Source organism: Rhodococcus sp. AW25M09, from assembly GCF_000333955.1.
Lineage (GTDB): Bacteria > Actinomycetota > Actinomycetes > Mycobacteriales > Mycobacteriaceae > Rhodococcoides.
Genome location: NZ_CAPS01000109.1, coordinates 84,467 through 108,589, shown reverse-complemented (window position 1 = coordinate 108,589; position 24,123 = coordinate 84,467). Strand labels below are relative to the sequence as shown.

Below are 24,123 nucleotides of genomic sequence, written 5' to 3'. Positions count from 1 at the left end.
AACGTAGCCCCGGCAGACCCGCTGCGCCAACCCGGATTGAAGCCCGCGGCAAGTGGGTACTGGAGACTTGTCGCGTGTCGGGAACAGGCACGATTCACCAGCTCACACCCGAAGGACATCATGATTCGCGTGGCATCGGTTCCGTCTTCGCACGTCTACGTGCAGCATCTGCAGACCGTGTTCGGCAGTACCGACGCAGCGGGGTCCACCCGTGGATCGTTCACGTTGCTGCCCGATCCTTCCCCGGTCCGCGTGGATGTACCAGGGCAGTGGTGGCCGCCGCGATTGCTCGATGCCCAATGGCTCTCCGAACAGACCGATGTCGACTTCGACGTCCTGCACGTCCACTTCGGATTCGAATCGTTCGATCCCGAGGAGCTGGCGCGTACCGTCGCCCATCTGCGTGCCCACCGTCAGCCGCTGGTTCTGACCGTGCACGATCTGCACAATCCGCATTTCGCGGACGACAGCGTTCACCTGCGGCAACTGGACGTTCTGGTGCGCGGTGCCGATGCCGTGATCACCTTGACCACAGGCGCGGCCGGCTGGATCCACGATCGTTGGGGGGTGCGGACGACGGTGGTGGAGCATCCGCATGTCGTGCCGCTCGAACGAATGAACCGTGCACGTTCGCCGTCGGACTCGTTCGTGATCGGCGTGCACGCCAAGAATTTGCGGGCCAACATCGACCCGTTGGCAGTGATGGATGCGGTGGTCGAGAGCGCGAGATCGCTGCCCGACGCGACGGTTCGATTGGATATCGACGAGGACGTCTTCGAGTACACCAGTCATTGGTACAACCCGACAATCGGGGCAAAATTATTGAACTACAACGCTTTTCCTGATGTCGATGTGCGAGTGCACCGCCGTTTCGACGACGACGAACTGTGGGATTATCTCTGCGAGATCGACGTCTCGGTGCTGCCGTATCGATTCGGCACCCACTCGGGCTGGCTCGAAGCGTGCCGCGATCTCGGAACGTCCGTGGTGGTATCGGATTGCGGTTTCCATGCAGACCAGGCCTCGGTGCACAGCTTCCGAATGGGACTCGATTCGTTCGATGCAGACACCCTCGTCGCTGCCGTTCGGGCATCACACACCCATCGCGCGCCCGCTCTCGATCCTGCTGTCCGCGCGGAGCAAAGGCAGCGAATAGCGCACACCCATGCAGCAATCTATTCGGCAGTGACAGAGGAGATGCGTTGAACGAGAATCCACTTCGCATCGCGGTGCTGGCATCGTCGAGTTTTCCGGTGGCGCAGCCTTTCGCGGGCGGTCTGGAGGCACATGTCTACAACCTGGTGCGGGCGCTCACCGAGCGTGGGCATCAGGTGAGTCTGTTCGCAGCACCGGGATCGAGTATCGATCTGGACGCCACGCTGTTGCCGGTGAGGACACTGGACCTGACCCCGATATCCATCGCCGACGTCGCGATCACACCGGTCGCCATTCGCGAACATCACGCGTATCTGGCGATCATGATGGAACTGGCCGGGACACTGTCGGAGTCGTTCGACATCGTCCACAACCACAGCTTGCACTACCTGCCGCTGGCGATGTCGTCCACGCTGTCGGTGCCGATGGTGACGACCCTGCACACGCCGCCGTTCGCGTGGTTGGAGTCGGCCGTGGCCCTGGCCCCTCCAGGTGTCAATACCTTCGCTGCGGTCAGTGAGTTCGCTGCCTCGCAATGGGCCGATGTGACTGCCGGGACCGTCGTCATTCGCAACGGGATTTCGTTGGAGGAGTGGCCCTTCGGCACCGGCGGTGACTACCTGGTGTGGTCGGGGAGGGTGGTCCCGGAAAAGGGATTGCACCTGGCCATCGCCGCCGCGAAGCACGCAGGACGCACGCTGCGCATCGCGGGCCCACTGAGCAACCTCGACTACTTCCACACCGCCGTCGAACCGCTGCTGGACGACGATATTCGCTACGTCGGGCACCTCGATCAGCCCGCGTTGGCGGCGTTGGTGGCCGGTGCCGAGGTCGCGCTGGTCTCGCCGGTGTGGTCCGAGCCGTACGGTCTTGTGGTTGCGGAAGCGTTGGCGTGCGGCACCCCCGTTGCCGCGTTCGCCAGAGGCGGTATTCCGGAGATCGTCGACGCGTCCTCGGGAGTTCTCGTCCCGGCCGACGATGTGCAGGGCCTCGCCGCGGCAATCCCGCAGGCGGCCGCTCTGAACAGACGTGATGTCCGGGCGCGAGCCGAAGACGTGTGCTCGATGGATCGAATGGTCGACGAGTACGAGGAGCTGTATCGCTCGACGCTTGCCCCGGCCGTCGACTCGATCGACGATCGGCTCGCGATCGCATGATCGGCTACTACGCGCACCACCAAGGGGTCGGGCACATCACCCGCGCCGACGCCATCGCGCGCTCGATGGCGCAGTCGGTGACCGTGCTGTCCTCGCGTAGTCGACCGGCAGGGCATGCGGCGACCGAGTGGCTCTCACTGCCGCTCGATGTGGACGAGTCCACGGACGCTCTCGCACAGGACAGTTCGGCGGGAGGTGTGCTGCACTGGGCCCCGCACGACGTGGACGGCCTGACCGAGCGGATGGCATTGATCGCGGAGTGGGTGGCTCGCGAGAACCCGTCGGCGGTCGTGGTCGACGTATCGGTGGAAGTGGCGATGTTTCTGCGTCTCATGGGTGTTCGGGTCATCGTCATGGCCGTACCGGGGGAGCGAGAGGATCCGATCCACAGCATCGCCTATCGGGCGGCGACGCACATCGTCGCGCCGTGGTCACAACAGGTCTACGACCCGGTCTGGTTGCACCCCCATGCCGACAAGACGACGTACTCGGGCTCGATCAGCCGATTCGCCGGTCGCGAGCGAACGTCGGTGCCCAGGGATCGGACTGTCGTGATTCTGGGTGCGGCAGGCGGTACGTCGCTGAACCGGGATCTGGTGGCTTCCTGGTCGGCGGTGGACGCCCGCTTCGAGTTTCGCGCACTCGGGGTCGCCGGCGGCGGTTGGGTGGACGACGTCTGGCCGCTGTTGTGCTCGGCGGCACTCGTAATCACCCATGCCGGGCAGAATGCCGTCGCCGACGTGGCCGCGTCCGGCGTACCCGCCATCGTCGTGCCGCAGGCTCGGCCCTTCGGCGAGCAGCGCGCGACGGGTAAGGCATTGGCGGACTGCTCGATCGCCGAAGTACTCGACGCGTGGCCGTCCGTCGCACAGTGGTGCGCTGCTGCGGACCGAGCTCTCGATCTGGGGGGCGACGGGTGGTCGATGCTGCACACCGACGGCGCACCCGCGCGAGCGGCACAGGCCATCGAGCAGGCGGCAACCAGGCGGAGCCGGAAGTGAAGATCGTCCTCGTCACCGTGGTGTCGGGTCGCCACGAGCACCTGGTCGCGCAGGTACGCGGCCTGCAGAGCTCCACCGTGGCACCGGTCGAGCACATTGTCGTATCCATGGGCGACACGGCTATTGCCGGCGTCCTCGCCCGCTGCGGTTCTTCTGCCACGTGTATCGAGATGCCTGCGAACAACACGCTGCCGCTGGCACGGGCGCGCAACCTCGGCGCGGCGGCGGCCGTCGCTCGCGGTGCCGAATTGCTCGTGTTTCTCGACGTCGACTGCATCCCAGGCGCGGAGTTGATCGAGCGATACCGCGGCGCTGCAACAACACCCGGTAACGAACGGTCCTTGCTCTGCGGCCCGGTGACCTATTTGAAGGAAGACGTCGCCACTGATACCGCGGCGCTGGCCTCACTGACCGCGCCGCATCCAGCGCGCCCGAATCCGCCCGTCGGTGCCGTCGAGCACGGCGACAACTTCGACCTGTTCTGGTCTCTGTCTTTCGCGGTCGACAGCGCAACCTGGCGCGAACTCGGTGGTTTCTGTGAGGACTACACCGGTTACGGCGGCGAGGACACCGATTTCGCTGCTACCGCGGAGGCGTCGGGAATGGGGTTGCGGTGGGTGGGCGGGGCGCACGCCTATCACCAGTTCCATCCGGTGTCCGATCCTCCGGTCGAGCACCTCGACGACATCGTGCTCAATGCCCGAACGTTCTTCGATCGATGGGGACGGTGGCCGATGATCGGCTGGCTCGACGCCTTCGCAGCCCGCGGGCTCGTCGAGTTCGACGCCATCGGGATTCGCCGCACTGCCGGATGAATCGATGCGCGCAGCAGTGCGGGCGATCGGCCGTCCGGCCGATCGCCCGCACTGGGTAGAGCTGCGCGAGTTGATTATCCGCCGGTGATGGGCGAGTTGTATGCACATGGGATCGACTTCGTGGAGAAGCCCTTCGGATCCAGTGCATTCTTCACGATTCCGATGGCACGCAGCGAGACCGAAATGGACAGGTGGTCCGACAGGTCGATCGGGCAGCCGTCCTGCAGGGTGACGTTCTTGACCGTGGCACCGGGGCCCGCGGTGAGAAACGTCGTCTTGTACGGAGTGACGACCTCGTCGTACTTGGTGCCGATCACGGTGTAGTTGATGCCGGGGTCGGTGTCACCGCCCACAGCCAATCCCTTGACCAGCGGTGAGTCGATGACCTGATCCGAGGCGGCCGGCCCGGCGATGGCACCGACGACGCCGAGCACGTTCAGACCCAGGTTGTTGATGGTGCGACCCAGGGTGCCGATTCCGACGAGAGTCGTGCCGTGGTTGGAGCCGGCGACGCTGACGACGGTGTTCACCTTGTTCTGCGTGGGGTCGGCCAGGTTGGCACCGCCCTCGAAACGTAGGTACTGACGGGTGACGAGTCCACCCTGCGAGTGGCCGACGATATCGACCTGGGCGGAGCCGGTGGCGGCCCGGACTGCGTCGACGTAGGTGGCGATCTCCTTGGCGCTCGAGGCGACGGAGGCCGTGCCGCGCAGCGACTTGAGGTGACCGACCGCGCTCGCGTCCTGGTCACCGTAGTTCAACGCGAAGACGCAGTAGCCCTCCTTTTTCAGAGAAGGCGACATGCGCGCGAAGTTGTTGAAGGCGTTCTCCCAGGTACCGTGCAGCAGAACCACCGGACGCGGATGCGCCGCGGACGGCTTGCAGTTCCAGTCGTTGGCACCCTGCGGCGCTACGTCGGGGTTGACGACGCTGTAGAGGAAGCCGGCCAGGAAGTTCGTGAACGCCGGCCCGTATCCCTTGGTCTCGGTCTGCGGATCGTAGGTGCTGGTCGCGGGGGTAGCGGAGTCGATGCTCGGCGGAACGATGCCCTGGTCGGCAGCCTTGGGTGTCGCCTCGGTCGGTTCGGGCGGGATGACTTCGTCTCCCTGCACGGTGGCGGGCGGAGCGGGAGCGGTAGCGGGCTGGGCCTGTGCCGCAACACCGGAACCGAGGGCAAGAGAGCACGCCATTGCCGCAATCATCGCAGCGCGCACCGTGGTGGCCTTCCTCGTTGTGCGGAAGGTGGACCGAGTAGTGGTCATTGAGCCTGACTTTCGACGAGGGTTGCTTGGACAAGTCGGAACAGTAGGCCTCCGTTTCGTCGAATCATGCTCACTGGCATGGCGTTTGGAATCTGCCGGTAACCGATGCGTCATTTGTGAGATGGGATCACAACTGACGGGATCCGCCCGATTTCCGAACGGACTGCCGGATAGATTGGCGAAAACAATCCTTGGGTTTGATTTTTGGCCTAGTATTCGTGAGGCTGCTCATCCGTCATCGGATCGGTGCTGGGTGCAGTCGAGCGACGGACATGGTCGGTGCTGCAGCGTGCGGGCATCGACCGAAGTTGACACAGACCTGTTGCAGGTTTCGAGTTCGAGGGGTGGGTTTTGGTGACCGCGACTGAAAGCGTGCATGTGCCGCAAGAGGATTACGTCGGTGGGCGCCGAGCCTCGGACCGTCTGCGGACGCCGCGGGAGACGGCAGCGCGGATGTTGGATCAGTACATAGCTGAACCCGAGGACACTCCACCGCCGCGTGATTGTGCCCGTGGTGAGCTCGACGACATGACGACGACCTGCTGCGAACTGGCGGCAGGAGTCCTCGATTCCGGTCGGCTACCCGTAGCGGGTGCCATGGACATCTTTCGCGACGCGGCCACCCGTTGGGCCCGCGACGGCGTTCCGCTCGGGCGGATCCAGCACGCGATCAACGAGGGCTGCGCACTGGGATTGCGCAGTGGGTCGCGCGTGGTCGAGGAGAGTGCGAGCAGTCCGGTGGTCGACGGCACCATCCTTGTCATGGAGCTCCTCGACGTCGTCACCGAAGCAGTGTCCGATGCCTACCTTGCAGAATTTCGCACCCTGACTCAGAACGGTCCCCGGCACGATGCGGAACTGCTCGATGCGCTGCTCACCGGTGACGGGACGGCTCGCAAGATCGCTGATCGTATGGGAGCGCTGCTTGCTGAGGATTATCACGTTGTCGCCCTGCACTTTCCGGCGCATACCGACGAAGGCGGCAGGCGCGGCGACACAGCTATGATGGCGGCAAGAAAGCTGCGACGGATTCACGCGGCGCTGGCGACGTACGACGGAGAGGGTGCCCCGATCGCGTCGATGAGCACCAACGGTGGAACCGTTCTGCTGCCCGACGTCGCAGGCACCGACGTCGGCGAGCTCGTCGAGCGGCTCGCGGAGGCCGGTCAGGTTCCGGTGACGGCGACAACCGGGTCCGCTGCGGCCGACGACATCGCCGTCACCGCACCGCACCTGTACGAACTGCTCGGTCTCGTTCGCCGGCTGCGGTACGCGCCGGGTCTGTATCGGATGTCGGATCTGGTGTTCGAGTACCAGGTGAGCAGGCCGGGCCTGGGTCGCAAGCACCTCGTGACCTTGATCGATCCGCTGCGCGACTCGGTCGATCTGCTGCCGACGCTGCACGCGTTCGTCGACTCGGATTCCAACCGAAAGAAGACTGCCACCTGGCTGACGGTGCACCCCAATACCGTCGATTACCGGCTCAAGCGGGTGGAACAGCTCACCGGACTCGATCCGATGAAGCCGTCCGGACTTCGCCGTCTTCACGCTGCGCTGATCGCCGACCGCCTCGAAGCACGTCGAGTCACGGTGGACGAGCGACAACTATGACGGTTCCGAACGGTGCTGTGCTGGCAGCATCGGCAGCGCTCGACTCGGTCGAGTCCGTCGCTGCGATGTTTCAACCCGTTGTCGAGCTGTCCACCGGGACCGTCGTCGGATACGAGGCTCTGGCCAGGTGGCCTTCTCCGAGCCTGGCGCTTCCCGAGGACGTGTTCGCCCTGGCCCGTGAGCGCGGAATGGTGGGCCGCGTCGATGTCGCATGCAGGGCGGCTGCGCTGCGGGCAGCCCGCGAGCGCGCGTACTCGCATCGGGTGCGGTTCTTTCTCAACATCGAACCGGGCTGCTTCGTCGACGAACAGGATGTCGACGCGCACCTCGACGCGATCGGTGACGATCTGGACGTCGTGCTCGAGATAACCGAGCGTGACCTCGACCGCAACGTACCGCTGTTGATGGCTCTGGTTCGAGGTGCTCGCGCCCGCGGACTGGCGGTGGCCATGGACGATGTCGGGGCTACGCCGGCAACACTGGAGTTGCTGGCTGCGGTCGCGCCGGACATCGTCAAACTCGACGCATCGATTGTGCGGTCACCGTTCCGGTCGCGCGCCGCGATGCGGCAAGTGCAAGCATATGTGCGAACGAGCGATGCAGTCCTGCTGGCCGAAGGGATCGAGAACCGCCGGCACCTTCGTCGAGCGATAGCGCTCGGCGCAACCCTGGGGCAAGGGTGGCTGTTCGGTCGCCCGATGCCACTGCCCAGCATCTGACGACAGACGAGTTGTGGAAACGAAGAACCCCGCACCCTTCGAAGGCCGATGAGCCTGGGTACGGGGTCCTGACAGACCGATCGATCCGTTCAGTTCGTGAACTTGTCCTTGATGTCGCCTGCGGTATCGGAGATGTCGTCGCCGACCTGCTTGGTCTTGCCCGACGCCTGATCCTTCGCGCCTTCGGCAGCAAGGTCGTCGTTGTCGGTCTTCTCGCCGGCAGTTTCCTTGGCGTTGCCCATGAGCTCTTCAGCCTTGTGCTTTGCCTTGTCGATGAAATCAGCCATGTGCACTCCTCGAGATCGATTGTTCTATCCTTCCGCAGAAGCTATACCCGGGAACGAAAGCAGTAATCATCGATGCCTGGTCGGGTTGTTCGGGTGTGATCCGGGTAAGCGTCGGCCATGAATTCAGAGATCAGTGCACAGCAGACGCCCTCGCCCGCACATCAGCGTCCGAGCGGTGTGGATGATGCAACCGTGGCCGCCACGGGGAAGCTGTCCGAGGCGCTCGAATGCGTCGAGCGTGCCCGAGGCCACCTCTATTCGTTCCACCAATTGATGGGGCACTCCGACCTCTTGCTCGGAGAAGCCGTCGAGGCCTTGGCCGAAGCGGGCCACGAGGCGATCGCGCAGCGAATCGACGACGACATGATCGGCAGAAACATCGCGCCCGGGCGCTGGACGTTCCAGCTCGTCGAGGAATTCGACGACGGATACTGGAGTCCACTGCGCGAGCACGATCGGGCTGTTCGGGACGAGTTGCTGGAGGGCCGTCGCCACGTTTTCGAAGCCGAAATGAAGGAGCGCCGTCGAACCCATGGCCGTAGCGGGCACGAAGCGCGACCGTCCGATTGACGCTGGTCGTACATCTGAAAAAGCACCGACCCGCGCCGGTAGCGGCGGGGTCGGTGCTCGGGGCGTGATTTTTCAGCCTGCCTGCGACGCTGCGTCGATCTCGCTGTCGGCGTGCGCGGTGGACAGCTGGCCGCCGGAGTTCTCCAGGTGCGCACGGACGAACCAGTGGAAAAGCTCGAGCTGAGCGCTCTGACCGATGAGCATGTCCTCGGTGATGGGGTCGATATCGCCGACCTCCGCGATGTTCTTGCGGGTGGTCTCGATGACGCCGGTGTAGACCAGGTCGAGAGCGCCGAGGTGTTCGATCGCAGTTGCGCGGCCGATCGAGTAGTCGTCCCAGGTGCGTTCGGAAACGATGGTCCCTGGTGTGCCCTTGGCCGACGAGCCCAGCGTCGCGATGCGCTCGGCAACGTCGTCCGCAAATCCGCGAACCGCTTCGACCTGCGGATCGAGCATCTCGTGAACCGAGATGAAATTCGGCCCGACGACGTTCCAGTGGATGTGCTTGAGCGTCAGGTGGAGATCGTTGAATGCGTTGAGACGATCCTGCAGAATCGCGGCGACGCGTGCGCCCTTTTCCGAGGTGAGTCCGGGAACGGTGTACGAGTTCTTTTCAGCCATGTTCATGGTTTGCCCCAACCCTTCCGAACACAAACATGCCCCGCCGAACCGAATCGGCGGGGCACGAGTGACGACGGGTCAGGACTCGTCGAGTCTCGGTGTCTCCCTACCCGACGTTCCGCCGGGCGAAGTGCCGGCCGAGGACGTTCCGTCGGTCGGGTCGACGATCGGGCTGTCGGCAGCCACCTCCTCGATCACGTCGGCAGTGTCGTCTTCCTTCGGGGGGTTCTTCAGGCTCAGGACGATCGATCCTGCCAGAACCGCGATGATGACGACCAGGCTGACCAACGACGGAATCTCGGGGATCGAGGTGCTGATCACCTTGTGTCCGGCCTGCAGAATCAGCTTCACACCGATGAACGCGAGGATGATCGCCAGTCCCTTGGACAGGTAGTGGAACTTCTCCAGCAGCCCTGCGAGCAGGAAGTACAGGGCACGCAGGCCGAGGATGGCGAACGCGTTCGAGGAGTAGACGATGAACGGGTCATCGGTCACCGCCAGAACCGCAGGGACGCTGTCCACCGCGAACACCAGGTCGGCGGCCTCGATCGCCACCACGACGGCGAGCAGTGGCGTGGCCACGCGCTTGCCGGCTTCCTTGACGAAGAACTTGGTGCCGGCGTACTCGTCACGGACGGGCACGATCTTGCGGAGCAGTCGAACCGCGATCGAGGTGCTCGGGTCGTACGACTCTTCCTCGTCTTTCATCAGCTTCCATGCGCTGTAGAGCAGGATGGCCGCGAAGACGAACAGAACTGCAGCGAACTTGCTGACGATGGCCACGCCTGCGGCCAGGAAGATCGCCCGGAACACGAGGGCACCGATCACACCGAAGAACAGCACCCGGTGCTGGTACTCACGGGGAACCTTGAAGTAGCCGAAGATCAACGCGAAGACGAAGAGATTGTCGACCGACAGACTCTTCTCCAGCAGCCAAGCCGTGGTGTATTCGACGCCGGCCGTGGTGCCCAGCGTGAAGAACACGACGATGCCGAAGACGATCGCCACGCCGACCCAGAGGGCACTCCACCAGGCGGCCTCCTTGAAGCCGATGATGTGCGCACCGCGGTGCGCCAGTAGGTCGATTGCCAAGAGGATCAGGACGACGGCACCGAATGCCGCCCATGCCCACCACGGGACACTCATGAACGGGCCCCCTCACTCGTGAATGTGCTGCCGAGCTTCTGCGTCGATGCCATCTGGCACACGCTCCTTACGTTCTCGTCTGTCCGATCGTGCGGTTCGACCGCGATTACTCCAGTGTGGCTGTTCGGTTTCCTGCAGGCATGGTCGTTTTGCGGATATGTTTCGTCTGATTCGATTGCCGGGTTACGGCAATTCGACTGCGCCGACGAAGGCTAGGTCGGTCGGCGGTTGTTCGGCCAGTCGAGCAGCGTTGCGCCGAGCACCGCCGTGTGCAGCGCGAATGCCTCGACGGGATTGCTCACATCCTGGCCGGTCAGATCCTTTATTCGCGACAACCTGTACGTGACTGCTCGCACGGACAGGTGCATTCGTCTGGCGGTGGACGCGGAATTCGCGCCGGTGTCGAAGTACACCTGCAATGTCTGCATCAGTGGGCCCGGACCACCGCGGGCAGCGAGCAGCGGGGTCAGCAGTGTGTCGATCAGATCGGCGATGGCGGCGCGATCACTGATCAGAACTCGGTAGACGAGCAGATCACGGGCATCGACCATGGGTGTATCGAGCCCGAGCACAGAGGCCAGTTCGAGTGCGTCGAGCGCCTCTCGGTAGGACGCCGCCACCCCGACCGCTCCACTGCGGGCGCGGCCGACGCCGATCTGCGCCCGCCCGTACTCACCCTTCCGCCGGAGGTCCACCGATCCACTCGGACCGCGCGGGGACATTCCCAGGGCACGCCCGGCCCGAGTGAGCACGTGGTCGACGGCCTCGCGATCGGGTGCCGGGAACACCAGGACCAACCGGTCCTGCTTGGTTGCGACGAGCAATTCGGCATCACCCTTGCTGCCCTGCACGCTGCGTTCGACGAGGCCGATAGCAGAGCTGGCATCGGTGAAGGGCTTGGTCGACGTCACCACGGCCACCGTGTGCGGACTCGACAGGTCGAGTCCGAATGTCCGGGCTCGCCCGAGTACGCCTGCGAGATCGGCGGTACCCGAGAGCAGATCGTCGACGAATTCACGCCGGGCAAGCACCTCGACGCGCACAAGGGTGCGTCGGGCGAGCTGATAGCCCTCGGCCAGTTCGGCCACCGCGTCGTCGACGGCACGCAGCATGACCTCGCCTGCTGTGACGACACCGGCGGGATTCTCGGCGGCCGCCTTCACCGCGGGCAGCTCTCGCCACAGCCGCCACGCGGAGCTCAGATACAGGTCGAGCAGGGCGCGCAGTGCCACGCCTGCGCGGGCCGCGGCGTCGCCCTGCGCGCGAAATTCGCGTAGTTGCTTGCGGCTCAACGGGACGCCTGCATCCACTGCATCGGTGAGAACGTCCAGAAAGCTGCCCAGGAGGGTGGCGTCGAGTCCGCCGGCGTCCGACGCAGCCAGCGCAGCGACTGCGTCGAGCGGTCCCGCGTCCCGCTGTGTGGCCATCTCTCTCGTATCTCCCATCCGACTGAAGGTCAATGGTAGGCACCGCAACGCCGGTCCTGAAACTTTCTCTGCCTCTATCGGCGCATTTCGTGGCGTGTTCGATGTGCGAGAGGCGCTACCTGGGAGCACAATCAGCCGATCCGCACGTTCGTCTCCACGTTGGGAGTCGGTTACATGACCTCGTCGAGCAGACCCGCATCGGGCCTGAGAGCACAGCTGCTCCGCAAGAAGCCGATCACCGATCCCGACCAGCAAGCGGACGGCGGACTGGAACGGACCATCGGCACGTTCCAGCTGACCATGTTCGGTGTCGGTGCCACCATCGGCACCGGTATCTTCTTCGTGCTGTCGCTGGCGGTCCCCGAAGCCGGTCCTGCAGTGGTGCTTTCGTTCCTGGCGGCGGGTATCGCGGCCGGTCTCGCCGCTATCTGTTACGCCGAAATGGCCTCGGCGGTGCCGGTATCGGGCTCGACCTATTCCTACGCCTACGTGACGATGGGCGAGGTGGTCGCGATGGGAGTCGCGGCCTGCCTGCTGCTCGAGTACGGAGTGTCGAGCGCTGCCGTTGCCGTCGGGTGGAGCGGTTACCTCAACGAACTGCTGAACAACCTCTTCGGCTTCACCATCCCGCACGCGCTGTCCGCTGCGCCCGGCGACTCCGACCCTGGCGTCATGAATCTGCCCGCCGTCGTGCTGATAGTGCTGTGCGCTCTGTTGCTCATTCGCGGTGCCAGCGAATCCGCGGCCGTCAACGCAGTCATGGTCGTCATCAAACTCGGTGTATTGGCGCTGTTCGCCATCGTCGGATTCAGTGCCTTCGACTCGGGCAATTTCTCCGATTTCATGCCGCTGGGAACGGCAGGTGTCACTGCTGCCGCAGGGACCATCTTCTTCTCGTTCATCGGTCTCGATGCGGTGTCCACCGCAGGCGACGAGGTGAAAAATCCGCAGAAGACCATGCCGCGAGCCATCATTGCTGCGCTGATCGTCGTCATCGTCTTCTACCTCGTGGTTGCGGTGGCCGCTCTCGGCACCCAACCGTGGACCGCCTTCGCGGGCCAGGAGGAAGCCGGGTTGGCCGAGATCCTGCGCAACGTCACCGGGCGGGCCTGGCCCGCAACGATCCTCGCCGCGGGAGCAGTGATCTCGATCTTCTCGGTGACGCTGGTGACGATGTACGGGCAGACTCGTATTCTCTTCGCGATGGGGCGAGACGGCATGTTGCCCAAAGCCTTCGCCAAGGTCAGTCCCCGTACTCACACCCCGGTGAACAATACGATCGTCGTTGCAGTGATAATCTCGATTCTCGCTGCGTTCGTTCCTCTGGACAAGCTGGCCGATCTGGTGTCGATCGGCACCCTCGTCGCGTTCATCGTCGTGGCGATCGGGGTGATGGTGCTTCGTCGGACCATGCCGAACCTCGAACGGCCGTTCAAGGTACCGGGATATCCGGTGACGCCGGTGCTGTCGGTCCTGGCCTGTGTGTACATCCTCTCCGGCCTGCGGTGGACGACGTGGTTCTGGTTCGGGCTCTGGCTCGCAGTGGTTCTCGCGTTCTACTTTCTGTGGGGTCGGCATCATTCGGCGCTCCGATCGGTCGCAAAGGATGCGCGATGAGCACTCTGATCGCCTTCGCGCCGGGAAAGGGAAGTGTGGGCGCACTCGATCTCGGGGCGCAATTGGCAAGGTCGTCGGGAACGACGATCGACGTCGCGACGGTGGTGCCCAAGCCGTGGTCGACGCCGTCGATGGCACGCGTCGATGCCGAGTTCGCGGACTGGGCTGCGGCCACGGCAGCCGAGTCGGAGGCGAAGGCGCGGCACTACCTCGAGGATCGGGCACCCGACATCGCCGCGTCGTTCCACCGCCTGGCCCACCGCTCGGTGTCGACGGCGTTGACGGAAGCCGCACAGAGCCTGTCGGCATCGGTGCTGGTACTCGGGTCATCGGGCGACGGCGCACTCGGACAGGTCGTCGTGGGGTCGACAGCAGACAAACTTCTGCACTCCTCGCCGGTGACCGTGGCCCTGGCACCTCGCGGTTACCGCGTGCGCGAACGGGCGACCCTGACGCGGATCACGGTTGCGTTCTCCGGTGACAGTGAGGCCTCGCGTGTGGTGGGGCCGACTGCGGAGCTGGCCCGGGATGCGGGAATTCCGCTGAGGCTGGCGTCGTTCGTCGTCCGCGGGGCGTCGATGTATCCACCCGAAGTGGGACTACGCGCAGAGGACGACGTGGCCGCCGAGCTTTCTCGAGGGCTGAGCGAGGCACTCACCGCCGCGGTGGACGACGCAGTGGCGGTGGGACTATCGGCAGATCAGGTGACGACCGAACTGGCCTCGGCCGGTAGTTGGCGCGAAGCCCTCGACGAACTGCAGTGGCAGGACGGCGAGGTGCTGACCATCGGATCGTCCGGACCACTGGGACCGATTGCTCGCGTGTTCCTCGGCTCACGGGCAACCAAGATCATTCGTCATTCACCGGTCCCGATCCTGGTGTTGCCGCGGCGGTGACTGCCGGGATCGACGTCAGCGGTTGAGTGCCAGTACCGAAAGCAATTCGTAGGCAACGTGAGCCGCCGCGATTCCGGTGATCTCGGCGTGGTCGTATGCGGGTGCCACCTCGACGATGTCGGCACCGACCACGTTCAGCCCGACCAGTCCGCGCAGAGTGTTCAACAGTTCGCGGGAGGTCATGCCGCCGGCCTCGGGAGTGCCGGTGCCCGGCGCGTGTGCGGGGTCGAGAACGTCGATGTCGACCGAGACGTAGACGGGGCCGCCGTCGAGGCGTTTACGCATGCGCTCGACGATGCTGGCCACTCCGTCGACCTCGTAGTCGTCGGAACGAATCACCTGGAAACCGAGCACACGATCGTCCTCGAGATCCTGCTCGCTGTAGAGCGGGCCACGAATACCGATGTGCTGTGATCGTTCGAGGTCGATGAGTCCCTCCTCGCTGGCCCGCCGGAAGGGGGTGCCGTGCGTGTAGGGCGCACCGAAGTATGTGTCCCAGGTGTCGAGGTGAGCATCGAAGTGCAGCACTGCTATCGGTCCGTGGTCGCGTGCGAGCGAACGCAGGATCGGCAGAGCGATGGTGTGATCGCCGCCGAGAGTCAGAACCGCCGAGCCGTCGGCGCGCAGGTCCGTCACCGCGTCGTGCACCGTGGTCAGCGCCTCGGTGATGTCGAACGGATTGACCCCGATATCACCGAAGTCCGCCACTTGCTGACGGGCGAAGGGCGAGACCTTCAGGGCGGGGTTGTAGGGCCGCAACAGCTTCGAGGCCGCTCTGATGTGGCCCGGACCGAAACGTGCACCGGGCCGATAGCTCACCCCGGAATCGAACGGCACGCCGAGGATGGTGACGTCGGCACGAGAGACCTCGTCGAGTCGGGGTAGCCGGGCGAACGTGGTCGGTTCGGCGAAGCGCGGAACCTTGGTGGCGTCGACCGGACCGACCGGTGGGTGCTCGGGATTGCTCGGGTTCATCGAGAATTCCTTTTCGAAGTCGAGGAGTCCGGTGACAGTTGAGTCGACCAGTTCGCTCGGCAAGCGTTACTCTGATGCACGATCTTGTCAACACGAGTTTCCTGAGAGGTGAGAACGGTGTCTGTTGCTACGTCGGTCGAGAACGACGCACCGCGTATCGGTGCGCGGCTCAAGGAGGCGCGGCAGAAGAAGCGACTGACTCTCGACGCGCTCGCCGACACCTGTGGGGTCACCAAGGGGTACCTGTCCAAGCTCGAGCGCGATCAGGTGAACGCGTCGGTCGCGTCGTTGGTGCGGGTCTGCGCTGCCCTCGACGTGCCGGTCGGCTCGCTGTTCGACGATGCTCCGGCGGGTGAGGTGGTGCGGGCAGAGTCGCTGCCGCGCATCGTCTTCGGGGGCGAGGCAATGACCGAGTATCTGCTGACGCCGGTGGGGGAGCGTCGCGTTCAAGTGCTGCTGGGCCACATCGAGGCCGGCGGCGGGAGCGGTGCGGAGGCGTACACCCTGCCGTTGGACGTCACCTTCGTGCATGTGCTGTCCGGCGAGGTTCGGGTGATCTTCGAGGCCGATCCCGACGGCACTTTCGGCAGTGACGACGTTCTGCTCGGCGCGGGCGACGCATTCACGTTCTCACCGCGGCGACCGCACAGCTTTCGCAGCGAAGGGGGCGGCGATGCCCGAGTTCTGTGGGTATTGGCCCCGGCGCTGCCCGAGGAGTTGCCCATGAAGAAACAGGAGTTTCGATCGTGACAGCAACCGTGTCCCTCTTTCAAGGGCCCGAACTTTCCGGCGATGTCGAGGCCAACCTCGCCGCGCTCGACGCCGCTGCGGCCGGCGCGGCCGCAGCGGGGGCGTCGATCCTGGTGACCCCGGAGATGTCGGTCAGCGGCTACGACATCGGTGACCTCGTGCTCGAGCGGGCGGAGCCGTTCGACGGTCCCAACTTTCAGCGCGTCGCCGCGATCGCTCGAACCCGTTCTGTCGCAATCGTGTACGGATATCCCGAGCGCAGTGGTGACTCGGTGTTCAATTCGGTGCAGGTGGTCGATGCATCCGGACGATCACTGGCGCGCTACCGCAAGACCCACCTGTTCGGCGAACTCGATCGCACTCACTTCGCTCCCGGGCCGGAGTTGCTGGTGCAGTTCGACTTCGACGGCCTGCGCTGCGGTCTGCTCACCTGCTACGACGTCGAATTCCCGGAAACGGTGCGCGCGCACGCCGATGCCGGAACGCAATGGTTGATCGTTCCTACCGGTTTGATGACCCCGTTCGAGATCATCGCAACCCATGTGGTTCCGACGAGGGCGTACGAGAGCCAACTGTTCATCACCTACGTCAACCGCTGTGGAACCGAGGCGAGCCTGACGTACTGCGGGTTGAGCTGTGCTGTCGCGCCGGGTGGCAACGACATCGCGCGAGCCGGTGCACACGAACAACTTCTGACGGTGCAGCTCGATCCCGCCGAACTCACTCGATCACGCGCCGTCAACACCCATCTGACCGATCGCCGACCCGATCTGTACCGGACAGTTCTCTACCCGACAGGACCCTCGCGGGCCGAGCAGGAGACCGACCGATGACCACACCCGTCACCCCGGACAGCGCAATCGCATCCGAGGACGAGCAGCCGCTGACCATGTTCGGCCCGGACTTCCCGTTTGCCTACGACGACTACCTCGCGCACCCGGCCGGTCTCGGCAGCATTCCCGACGCGGCCCTCGGTACCCAGGTTGCCGTGATCGGCGGTGGCCTCGCGGGCATGGTCGTCGCCCATGAACTGCTGCGTCTCGGTCTCGAACCGGTTGTGTACGAATCGGATCGGATCGGCGGACGAATGCGCTCGGTTCCGTTCGACGGATATCCAGGTGTGGTGGCCGAGATGGGTGCGATGCGGTTTCCGCCGTCGTCTACGGCACTGTTCCACTACCTCGATGCCGTCGGGCTCGAGACGACGCCGTTCCCGAATCCTCTGGCCGAGGTGACCCCCAGCACGGTGATCGACCTCAAAGGCGAGAGCCATTACGCGCAGAAGCTGGACGACCTCCCCCCGATATTCGCCGAAGTTGCCGAGGCGTGGAACAACACGCTCGAGGAACACGCCGAACTGGTTCCACTGCAGCGCGCCATTCGAATGCGGGACGTAGCGGAGATCAAACGAATCTGGAACGAACTGATCGTGAAGTTCGACGATCAGACGTTCTACGGATTCCTCGCCGCGTCCGAGCATTTCTCGTCGTTTCGGACGCGAGAGCTGTTCGGCCAGGTCGGTTTCGGAACGGGTGGTTGGGACACCGACTATCCCAACTCCATCCTCGAGATCCTTCGAGTCGTCAGCACGGCGGCGGACGACCACCATCGAGGGATTGTCGGAGGGTCACAGCAGTTGCCGATGCGGCTGTGGACCGACTCGCCCGCGAACATGGTGCACTGGCCCGAGGGCACCTCGGTGGCTTCGCTGGGCGGCGGTGCCACCATGCCTCGCGTCACCGAAATCAGGCGCACCGACGGGGGAACCACGATCCACGACGATCGCGGCAACATCCGTACGTACGCCGCTGCCGTGGTGACCGCCCAGAGTTGGATGTTGCTCAGCAACATCAGATGTGACGACGATCTGTTCCCCATCGATCACTGGACGGCCATCGAGCGCACCCACTACATGGGGTCGACCAAAGTATTCGCACTAGTCGATCGACCGTTCTGGAAGGACAAGGATCCGGTCACCGGTCGCGACCTGGTCAGCATGACGCTGACCGACAGGATGAGCCGCGGAACCTACCTACTCGATCAGGGCGAGGGTAAGCCGGGACTTATCTGCCTGTCCTACACCTGGTCCGACGACTCGCTCAAGCTGCTCGCCCTCGACCCGACCGAGCGGATGAACATCATGCTGCGATCCCTGGAAGAGATCTATCCCGGGGTCGACTTCCGCAGCCACATCATCTCCACACCGGTGACGCTCTCCTGGGAAACCGAGCGCAATTTCATGGGTGCATTCAAGGCAAACCTGCCGGGGCACTACCGGTACCAGGAAAGACTGTTCACCCACTTCGTTCAGGACGAACTCGAGCCTCGGCACCGAGGAATCTTCCTCGCCGGCGACGACATCTCCTGGACCGCAGGTTGGGCGGAAGGTGCTATCCACACCGCACTGAACGCCGTCTGGGGCGTGGTGCATCACCTGGGCGGAGCGTCGGCCGAAAGCAACCCGGGACCGGGCGACGTCTTCGAGTCCATCGCACCGCTTCGGTTGGGCGACTAGCCCTTCGACGATGCGGCGAGAAGTGACAGCAACAATTCCGCGCGCACCCGGGCCGACGTCAGATCCACCGCCAGCAATTCCTCGCACCGCGTGATCCGGTTGCGCAGCGTGTGACGATGAACGGACAGGCGCACCGCGGCGGTTTCCCAATGCCCGTTGGCCTCGAGGAAAGCGCGAAGTGAACCCACCAGATCGGCACTGTGGCTGCGGTCGTACTCCGCGAGTACCGCGATGGTCATGGCGGCCATGGCGCGCAACGATTCCTGCACCGGTTCCGAGGCCAGCAGCATCGACCCGGAGAACTCCACGGTGCGATCGTGGGGCCCGGCGGCGGCGCACGCGAGCGTGGCTTGTCGCAGACCCGCGGGGGATTCGGTGATGGGTAGGCGAGAACTGAGACCGACACACACCGAGCGCGGAAGTGAATCGACGAGGCGTGCAACGAACGCAGCGTCGTCGGAGCCGCGCAGCAGGAGGTCGCAGCCGGTGTCGGTGACTCGGGCGAAGGTGGGCCGTGACCTGAGCCGGCACTGCGCATCGAGTGCCTCGACGATCCGCTCGGACGGTCCGCGGACCACCGCGACCCGGATTGCCGAGTCGTCGTCGGCAGCATCGGCGAGATAACTCGGCGGGTGCTCATCGAGGGCAGAGAGCAGATGCCCGTCGAGCAGCAACCCGAGTGCGAGGCTGTTGAGTCGAGATTGCTCGGCGCGTAGCCGCGTTGGCTTCTCGAGTTCGAGGGTCACCAGCGATACGGCATGGCCCAGCAGGATTTGCTCGACTCCCGTCATCGGGCCGGTGGTTCGAATGGCCAGGAAGGTCGGAGCGCTGCCGGTGATCGGCACGGAGTGCAGGCTCACGGTGCGCCCCGGTTCGCTCACCGACACCGTGGCCGGCGCCGAGGACGGGCGGATGCTGCGCGCGATCTCGCCGGCCTGCTCCACGAGATCGGATGCGTCCATCGGATGGAACGACTCGGTGCGCCTGCCGATCAGCGCCACCGCCGTCGACGTGGCAAGGGCGAGTTCACGGACGATCGCGTCGACCCCGCCGTGCAGGGCTGCCCGGGTGATCCGGTTCTGCACCGACGCAGCACGAACGACCTGCTCGTACTCCTGCTCGGAAATACGTTTCATGATCGCGCGAATGACGGCAGCGAACGGAATGTCGTAGGGAACCTCCACGACCGGAAGTCCCACGTCGTCTGCCGCATCGAGAATATTCCGCGGAATGGTGCTGTGCGAGAGGCCGATTCCGAAACCGAGGCAGGCAACGCCGGCAGTCGCCAGGGTTCGGACGTAGGTGTCGAGCGAGGGGCCGTCGGAGTCGAAACCGAGACCGGTGGTCAGAATCAGCTCACCGCCCGACAGCCAGGGGCTGGGATCGGTGAGCTCGGTCGCCTGCGCGAACGTGATGGGTGCAGCGCTGCGCTCGGGTCCGCCGCGATGGCTCAGTCGAAGGTGTCGCTGCCTCAGCAGCCAGGACATCTGCACGCTCACTCGGTGCACTGTAATCGACCTATGGACGAAATGGTGTGCAACTGCTCCATGTACTGGACGAAATGGCACGCGTTCCCTCGGGGTGGACAGTCGCATACTTGCTGAACAAGCCCAGACGAAAGGTGCGACCATGGCCTCGATCGAGTACCGACTTCCGCAGGAGCGCAAGATCGTCACCGCGTTCCCCGGACCCAGATCGTCCGCGTTGGCGGAGCGGCGTAAGGCCGTTGTCGGTGCAGGGGTGGCGTCGACGCTGCCGGTCTACGTGGCCGACGCAAACGGCGGCGTCGTCGTCGATGTGGACGGCAACTCGTTGATCGACCTGGGCGCCGGAATCGCTGTGACGACCGTGGGTGCCTCCAACCCGGCCGTCGTTGCCGCCGTGCAGGATCAGGTCGCGCACTTCACCCACACCTGTTTCATGATCGCCCCGTACGAGGGCTACATCGCGGTTGCCGAGAAGCTGGCCGAACTGACACCCGGTGATCACGACAAGCGCACTGTGTTGTTCAACAGCGGGGCCGAGGCCGTCGAGAATGCAGTCAAGATCGCGCGTCATGCCACCGGCCGCTCCGCTGTCGTCGTGTTCGACCACGCCTACCACGGACGCACCAACCTGACGATGGCACTGACCTCGAAGTCGATGCCGTACAAGAGTGGTTTCGGCCCGTTCGCTCCCGAGGTGTACCGGGTTCCGATGTCCTACCCGTTCCGCGAGGGCCTGAACGCCGACGGTTCCTCGGTGACCGGTGCCGACGCTGCTGCCCGAGCGATCTCTGCGATCGAAAAGCAGGTGGGTGCAGGTAATCTCGCCGCCATTCTGATCGAGCCGATTCAGGGCGAAGGCGGGTTCGTGGTTCCTGCAGAAGGGTTCTTGCCTGCACTGGCCACCTGGGCGCGAGAGAACGACGTCGTGTTCATCGCCGATGAGGTGCAGTCCGGATTCACCCGCACGGGGGCCTGGTTCGCCAGCGATCACGAGGGCATCGTGCCGGACCTGATCACGATGGCGAAAGGAATTGCGGGCGGGATGCCGCTGGCGGCGGTCACCGGCCGCGCCGACCTGATCGATGCCGTGCACCCGGGCGGACTCGGCGGTACCTACGGCGGCAACCCCGTTGCCTGCGCCGCAGCGCTGGCGTCGATCGAGCAGATGGACACTCTCGATCTCAACGCGCGTGCTCGCGACATCGAGCGCATCGTGCTCGATCGACTCAACGCATTGACACCCGCCGTCGGCATCATCGGTGAGGTCCGGGGCCGCGGAGCCATGCTGGCCGTGGAGCTCGTCGTACCGGGTGGGCGCGAGCCGAACCCCGAGGCCACCAAAGCAGTTGCGGCTGCGGCACTCGAGGCCGGCGTCATCGTGCTGACGTGCGGCACCTACGGCAACGTGATCCGTCTGCTCCCGCCACTGGTGATCTCGGACGAGCTGCTCGATGAGGCGCTCACCGTCCTCGAGGACGCGCTTCGCAACGCGGCACAGGCCCACTGACATGGTGGTCCGCGAGCTGATCTCTTCTTTGCCCACCGACCTGTGGCTCGGCGGGCAGCAGACCCCGGCCGCCTCGGGGGCGCGATTCGCTGTGATCGACCCGGCCACCGGCGACGAACTCACGACCGTCGCCGACGCCACAGCGGCCGACGGCATCACGGCACTGGATCTCGCGGCTGCGGTACAACCGGAGTGGGCGGCGACGCCTCCGCGCGAGCGAGCGGAGATTCTGCGGCGTGCGTTCGAGCTACTACAGGACCGCGCAGCCGATTTCGCTCTGCTGATGACACTCGAAATGGGAAAGTCGTTGGCGGAGAGCCGCGGTGAGGTGAACTACGGCAGCGAATTCCTGCGCTGGTTCAGCGAGGAGGCCGTGCGGATCGGTGGTCGGTTCAGCTCTGCACCGGCAGGTAACGGCCGAATCCTGGTGACCAAGTCGCCGGTCGGCCCGGTCTTGGCCATCACGCCCTGGAATTTTCCGTTGGCGATGGGTACTCGCAAGATCGGGCCCGCACTGGCCGCGGGGTGCACCGTCATCGTCAAGCCGGCCGAGGACACTCCGCTGACGATGCTTCTTCTCGGGCAGGTCTTCGCCGACGCCGGTCTGCCCAGCGGCGTGCTTTCGATCCTCCCGACCTCCGATGCGGCGGCCGTCAGCGGCCCGTTGATGGATGATCCGAGACTCAGGAAGATCACGTTCACCGGATCGACCGGCGTGGGAAAGCTGTTGGTACGTAACGCCGCCGATCGATTGCTGCGCACCTCGATGGAGCTCGGCGGCAACGCCCCGTTCATCGTGTTCGACGACGCGAACATCGACGCCGCCGTCGACGGGGCGATGCTGGCCAAGATGCGCAACGGCGGCGAGGCGTGCACGGCGGCCAACCGTCTGTACGTCGCGAACTCCGTACGTGAGGAGTTCACCGCGAAGTTGACCGCGCGGATCGAGGCGCTGACAGTGGGACCGGGTGATCGGAACGGTACCGACATCGGGCCGCTCATCAACGACAAGCAGCGCAAGACCGTGTCTGCACTCGTCGACGATGCCGTCGCAAAGGGTGCTCGGGTGCGCACCGGAGGAAAGGCGAAGGAGGGGCCCGGATTCTTCTATGCGCCCACGGTGCTGGACCGGATACCCGTGGATGCACATCTGTTGCAGGAGGAGATCTTCGGGCCGGTCGCGGTGATCGTCGGATTCGACACCGAGGACGAGGCGATCGCTGCGGCGAACGACACCCGATACGGTTTGGTGGCGTACTTCTTCACCGAGAGCCTCGACCGCACCCTGCGGGTATCGGCGGCGCTCGACACCGGGATGGTCGGCGTCAATCGTGGTGCCATCTCCGACGCCGCAGCTCCCTTCGGAGGCGTCAAGGAATCGGGATTCGGACGCGAGGGCGGCTCGGAAGGCATCGAGGAATACCTCGAGACCAAGTACATCGCGCTTGCATAGACGTGCACGTATCGCTCCACTCCATGGCAGAGGATCCGGTAATCCCTGATCGACAGCCCGGAGTGGAGCGAGAAGTGCTCGGCCGTTGCTCAGTGCCCGGCGGCCGCGATGCGGTTCTCGGCCAGGCGATCGGCCGCTGCACCCAGCAGCATGCCCTCGGCCCGCGCGATGGCGAAGATGCCGGCAACGGTGTCGCGGATCTGTCCGATCGTGGCCATCACCTCGGCCGAATCCTTGCCGCGCAGTTCACCTTCCACCTGGATCAACCCGCCTGCGTTGGCGACGTAATCGGGCACCCAGACGATTCCGCGCGCAGCCAGCATCATCTCGACGTCGGGCGTGAGCAGCTGGTTGTTGGCCGCGCCGCAGACGATGGATGCCGACAAACGGGCCACCGAGGTTGCGTCGAGGGTTGCTCCCATGGCGCACGGTGCGTAGACGTCGATATCGGCACCGATGATGTCGGATCCGATGGTGACGCCGGGGAAGTTGTCGACGATGCGATCGAGTGCGGGCGCGTAGGAGTCGCCGACGACCACCTCGGCGCCGGCATCTCGGAGTAGGCCGACGAGGTTGTAGCCCACTTTGCCCGCACCTTCGACGCCGACGCGCCTTCCGGCCAGATCATCGGAGCCCCAGCATGATTCGGCTGCAGCGCGGAGCGAGAGAAAGACCCCGAGCGCAGTCTGCGGTCCACTGTCGCCGGTGCCGCCGGCGGTGGTGTTCTTGCCCACCACGTGTGTGGTCTCTTCTGCGATGATGTCGAGATCGTCACTGTTCGTGCCCACATCGCCTGCCGTGACGTAGCTTCCACCGAGCGACTCGACGAACCGGCCGTAGGCGTTCAGCAACGTCGGGGTCTTGACGGCAGTGGGATCGCCGATGATCACCGCTTTGCCGCCACCGAGATCGACTCCCGCAACCGCCGCCTTGTAGGTCATCCCGCGCGAGAGCCGCAGCACATCGGTCAACGCGTCCTGCTCGGATGCGTAGGGGTAGAAGCGCGTTCCGCCCAGAGCCGGTCCGAGTGCAGTGGAGTGGACCGCGATGATCGCTCGCAGCCCGGTGTCGCGATCCTGGCAGAACACGACGCGTTCGTGCGCCGAGTCGTGCGGCATATCAGGACGGTCGAAGACGCCTGCTGCGGCTGAG

General features: G+C 64.8%; 22 protein-coding genes. 14 read left to right on the top strand and 8 right to left on the bottom strand.

What is annotated here, in order from left to right; all coding sequences use genetic code 11:
- Positions 1-120: 120 nt before the first annotated feature.
- Genes RHODMAR_RS20855 through RHODMAR_RS20840 form a run of 4 tightly spaced genes read left to right on the top strand, consistent with a single transcriptional unit; the run spans position 121 to position 4,128 of the window.
- Positions 121-1,206: a glycosyltransferase gene (locus RHODMAR_RS20855; protein ID WP_042939989.1), complete on the top strand. Its 1,086-nt coding sequence runs from the start codon at positions 121-123 to the stop codon at positions 1,204-1,206.
- On the top strand, positions 1,203-2,312 hold the full coding sequence (locus tag RHODMAR_RS20850; protein ID WP_008718522.1) for a glycosyltransferase: 1,110 nt from the start codon (positions 1,203-1,205) through the stop codon (positions 2,310-2,312). The genes RHODMAR_RS20855 and RHODMAR_RS20850 overlap by 4 nt, the downstream gene beginning before the upstream one ends.
- Positions 2,309-3,313, top strand: a complete 1,005-nt coding sequence (locus RHODMAR_RS20845; RefSeq protein ID WP_008718520.1) for a glycosyltransferase — start codon at positions 2,309-2,311, stop codon at positions 3,311-3,313. The genes RHODMAR_RS20850 and RHODMAR_RS20845 overlap by 4 nt, the downstream gene beginning before the upstream one ends.
- Complete coding sequence (locus tag RHODMAR_RS20840; RefSeq protein ID WP_008718518.1) at positions 3,310-4,128, top strand: glycosyltransferase family 2 protein; 819 nt, start codon at positions 3,310-3,312, stop codon at positions 4,126-4,128. Before RHODMAR_RS20845 ends, RHODMAR_RS20840 begins: the two co-directional genes overlap by 4 nt.
- A 74-nt stretch (positions 4,129-4,202) precedes the next feature.
- On the opposite strand, the gene RHODMAR_RS20835 is transcribed toward RHODMAR_RS20840, so the two are convergent.
- Complete coding sequence (locus RHODMAR_RS20835; RefSeq protein WP_042939988.1) at positions 4,203-5,390, bottom strand: esterase/lipase family protein; 1,188 nt, start codon at positions 5,388-5,390, stop codon at positions 4,203-4,205.
- Between the two features lie 354 nt (positions 5,391-5,744).
- Here RHODMAR_RS20835 and RHODMAR_RS20830 point away from each other — a divergent pair, with 354 nt between their 5' ends.
- Complete coding sequence (locus RHODMAR_RS20830; RefSeq protein ID WP_157226158.1) at positions 5,745-7,001, top strand: PucR family transcriptional regulator; 1,257 nt, start codon at positions 5,745-5,747, stop codon at positions 6,999-7,001.
- Positions 6,998-7,720, top strand: a complete 723-nt coding sequence (locus RHODMAR_RS20825; RefSeq protein WP_008718512.1) for an EAL domain-containing protein — start codon at positions 6,998-7,000, stop codon at positions 7,718-7,720. The genes RHODMAR_RS20830 and RHODMAR_RS20825 overlap by 4 nt, the downstream gene beginning before the upstream one ends.
- Before the next feature lie 89 nt (positions 7,721-7,809).
- On the opposite strand, the gene RHODMAR_RS20820 is transcribed toward RHODMAR_RS20825, so the two are convergent.
- Positions 7,810-8,007, bottom strand: a complete 198-nt coding sequence (locus RHODMAR_RS20820; RefSeq protein ID WP_008718510.1) for a CsbD family protein — start codon at positions 8,005-8,007, stop codon at positions 7,810-7,812.
- A 117-nt stretch (positions 8,008-8,124) separates the two neighbouring features.
- Here RHODMAR_RS20820 and RHODMAR_RS20815 point away from each other — a divergent pair, with 117 nt between their 5' ends.
- Positions 8,125-8,577, top strand: a complete 453-nt coding sequence (locus RHODMAR_RS20815; protein ID WP_008718509.1) for a hypothetical protein — start codon at positions 8,125-8,127, stop codon at positions 8,575-8,577.
- A gap of 72 nt (positions 8,578-8,649) precedes the next feature.
- Here the strand turns inward: RHODMAR_RS20815 and RHODMAR_RS20810 are convergent, their stop codons facing one another.
- From RHODMAR_RS20810 to RHODMAR_RS20800, 3 genes are all read right to left on the bottom strand, one after another.
- Positions 8,650-9,198: a Dps family protein gene (locus tag RHODMAR_RS20810; protein WP_042940006.1), complete on the bottom strand. Its 549-nt coding sequence runs from the start codon at positions 9,196-9,198 to the stop codon at positions 8,650-8,652.
- A gap of 78 nt (positions 9,199-9,276) precedes the next feature.
- A complete protein-coding gene (locus RHODMAR_RS20805) occupies positions 9,277-10,344 on the bottom strand; it encodes a TerC family protein (RefSeq protein WP_008718505.1) in 1,068 nt (355 codons plus the stop codon).
- Positions 10,345-10,556: 212 nt separating this feature from the next.
- Complete coding sequence (locus RHODMAR_RS20800; RefSeq protein WP_008718503.1) at positions 10,557-11,771, bottom strand: PucR family transcriptional regulator; 1,215 nt, start codon at positions 11,769-11,771, stop codon at positions 10,557-10,559.
- A gap of 174 nt (positions 11,772-11,945) precedes the next feature.
- On the opposite strand from RHODMAR_RS20800, the gene RHODMAR_RS20795 reads away from it, so the two are divergent.
- Positions 11,946-13,388: an amino acid permease gene (locus RHODMAR_RS20795; protein WP_008718502.1), complete on the top strand. Its 1,443-nt coding sequence runs from the start codon at positions 11,946-11,948 to the stop codon at positions 13,386-13,388.
- A complete protein-coding gene (locus tag RHODMAR_RS20790) occupies positions 13,385-14,284 on the top strand; it encodes a universal stress protein (RefSeq protein WP_008718499.1) in 900 nt (299 codons plus the stop codon). Before RHODMAR_RS20795 ends, RHODMAR_RS20790 begins: the two co-directional genes overlap by 4 nt.
- Before the next feature lie 15 nt (positions 14,285-14,299).
- On the opposite strand, the gene speB is transcribed toward RHODMAR_RS20790, so the two are convergent.
- Positions 14,300-15,259, bottom strand: a complete 960-nt coding sequence (gene speB, locus RHODMAR_RS20785; RefSeq protein WP_008718496.1) for an agmatinase — start codon at positions 15,257-15,259, stop codon at positions 14,300-14,302.
- Positions 15,260-15,376: 117 nt separating this feature from the next.
- Here speB and RHODMAR_RS20780 point away from each other — a divergent pair, with 117 nt between their 5' ends.
- The 3 genes from RHODMAR_RS20780 to RHODMAR_RS20770 are packed head-to-tail and all read left to right on the top strand — an operon-like array spanning position 15,377 to position 18,524.
- Positions 15,377-16,009, top strand: a complete 633-nt coding sequence (locus tag RHODMAR_RS20780) for a helix-turn-helix domain-containing protein (RefSeq protein ID WP_008718494.1) — start codon at positions 15,377-15,379, stop codon at positions 16,007-16,009.
- Positions 16,006-16,842: a carbon-nitrogen hydrolase family protein gene (locus RHODMAR_RS20775; RefSeq protein WP_008718493.1), complete on the top strand. Its 837-nt coding sequence runs from the start codon at positions 16,006-16,008 to the stop codon at positions 16,840-16,842. Before RHODMAR_RS20780 ends, RHODMAR_RS20775 begins: the two co-directional genes overlap by 4 nt.
- Positions 16,839-18,524, top strand: a complete 1,686-nt coding sequence (locus RHODMAR_RS20770; RefSeq protein ID WP_008718490.1) for a flavin monoamine oxidase family protein — start codon at positions 16,839-16,841, stop codon at positions 18,522-18,524. The genes RHODMAR_RS20775 and RHODMAR_RS20770 overlap by 4 nt, the downstream gene beginning before the upstream one ends.
- Here RHODMAR_RS20770 and RHODMAR_RS20765 read toward each other — a convergent pair.
- Positions 18,521-20,023 (bottom strand): PucR family transcriptional regulator, encoded by a 1,503-nt coding sequence (locus RHODMAR_RS20765; protein ID WP_042939987.1) that lies wholly within the window; start codon positions 20,021-20,023, stop codon positions 18,521-18,523. The two genes, RHODMAR_RS20770 and RHODMAR_RS20765, sit on opposite strands and share 4 nt — an antisense overlap.
- Positions 20,024-20,153: 130 nt before the next feature.
- Between RHODMAR_RS20765 and gabT the strand changes: the two genes are divergently transcribed.
- Both gabT and RHODMAR_RS20755 read left to right on the top strand, forming a co-directional pair.
- A complete protein-coding gene (gene gabT / locus RHODMAR_RS20760; protein WP_008718486.1) occupies positions 20,154-21,518 on the top strand; it encodes a 4-aminobutyrate--2-oxoglutarate transaminase in 1,365 nt (454 codons plus the stop codon).
- Between the two features lies 1 nt (position 21,519).
- Positions 21,520-22,971, top strand: a complete 1,452-nt coding sequence (locus tag RHODMAR_RS20755) for an NAD-dependent succinate-semialdehyde dehydrogenase (RefSeq protein WP_008718485.1) — start codon at positions 21,520-21,522, stop codon at positions 22,969-22,971.
- An 89-nt stretch (positions 22,972-23,060) separates the two neighbouring features.
- On the opposite strand, the gene RHODMAR_RS20750 is transcribed toward RHODMAR_RS20755, so the two are convergent.
- Positions 23,061-24,089: a Glu/Leu/Phe/Val family dehydrogenase gene (locus RHODMAR_RS20750; RefSeq protein ID WP_051048214.1), complete on the bottom strand. Its 1,029-nt coding sequence runs from the start codon at positions 24,087-24,089 to the stop codon at positions 23,061-23,063.
- Positions 24,090-24,123 lie beyond the last annotated feature (34 nt).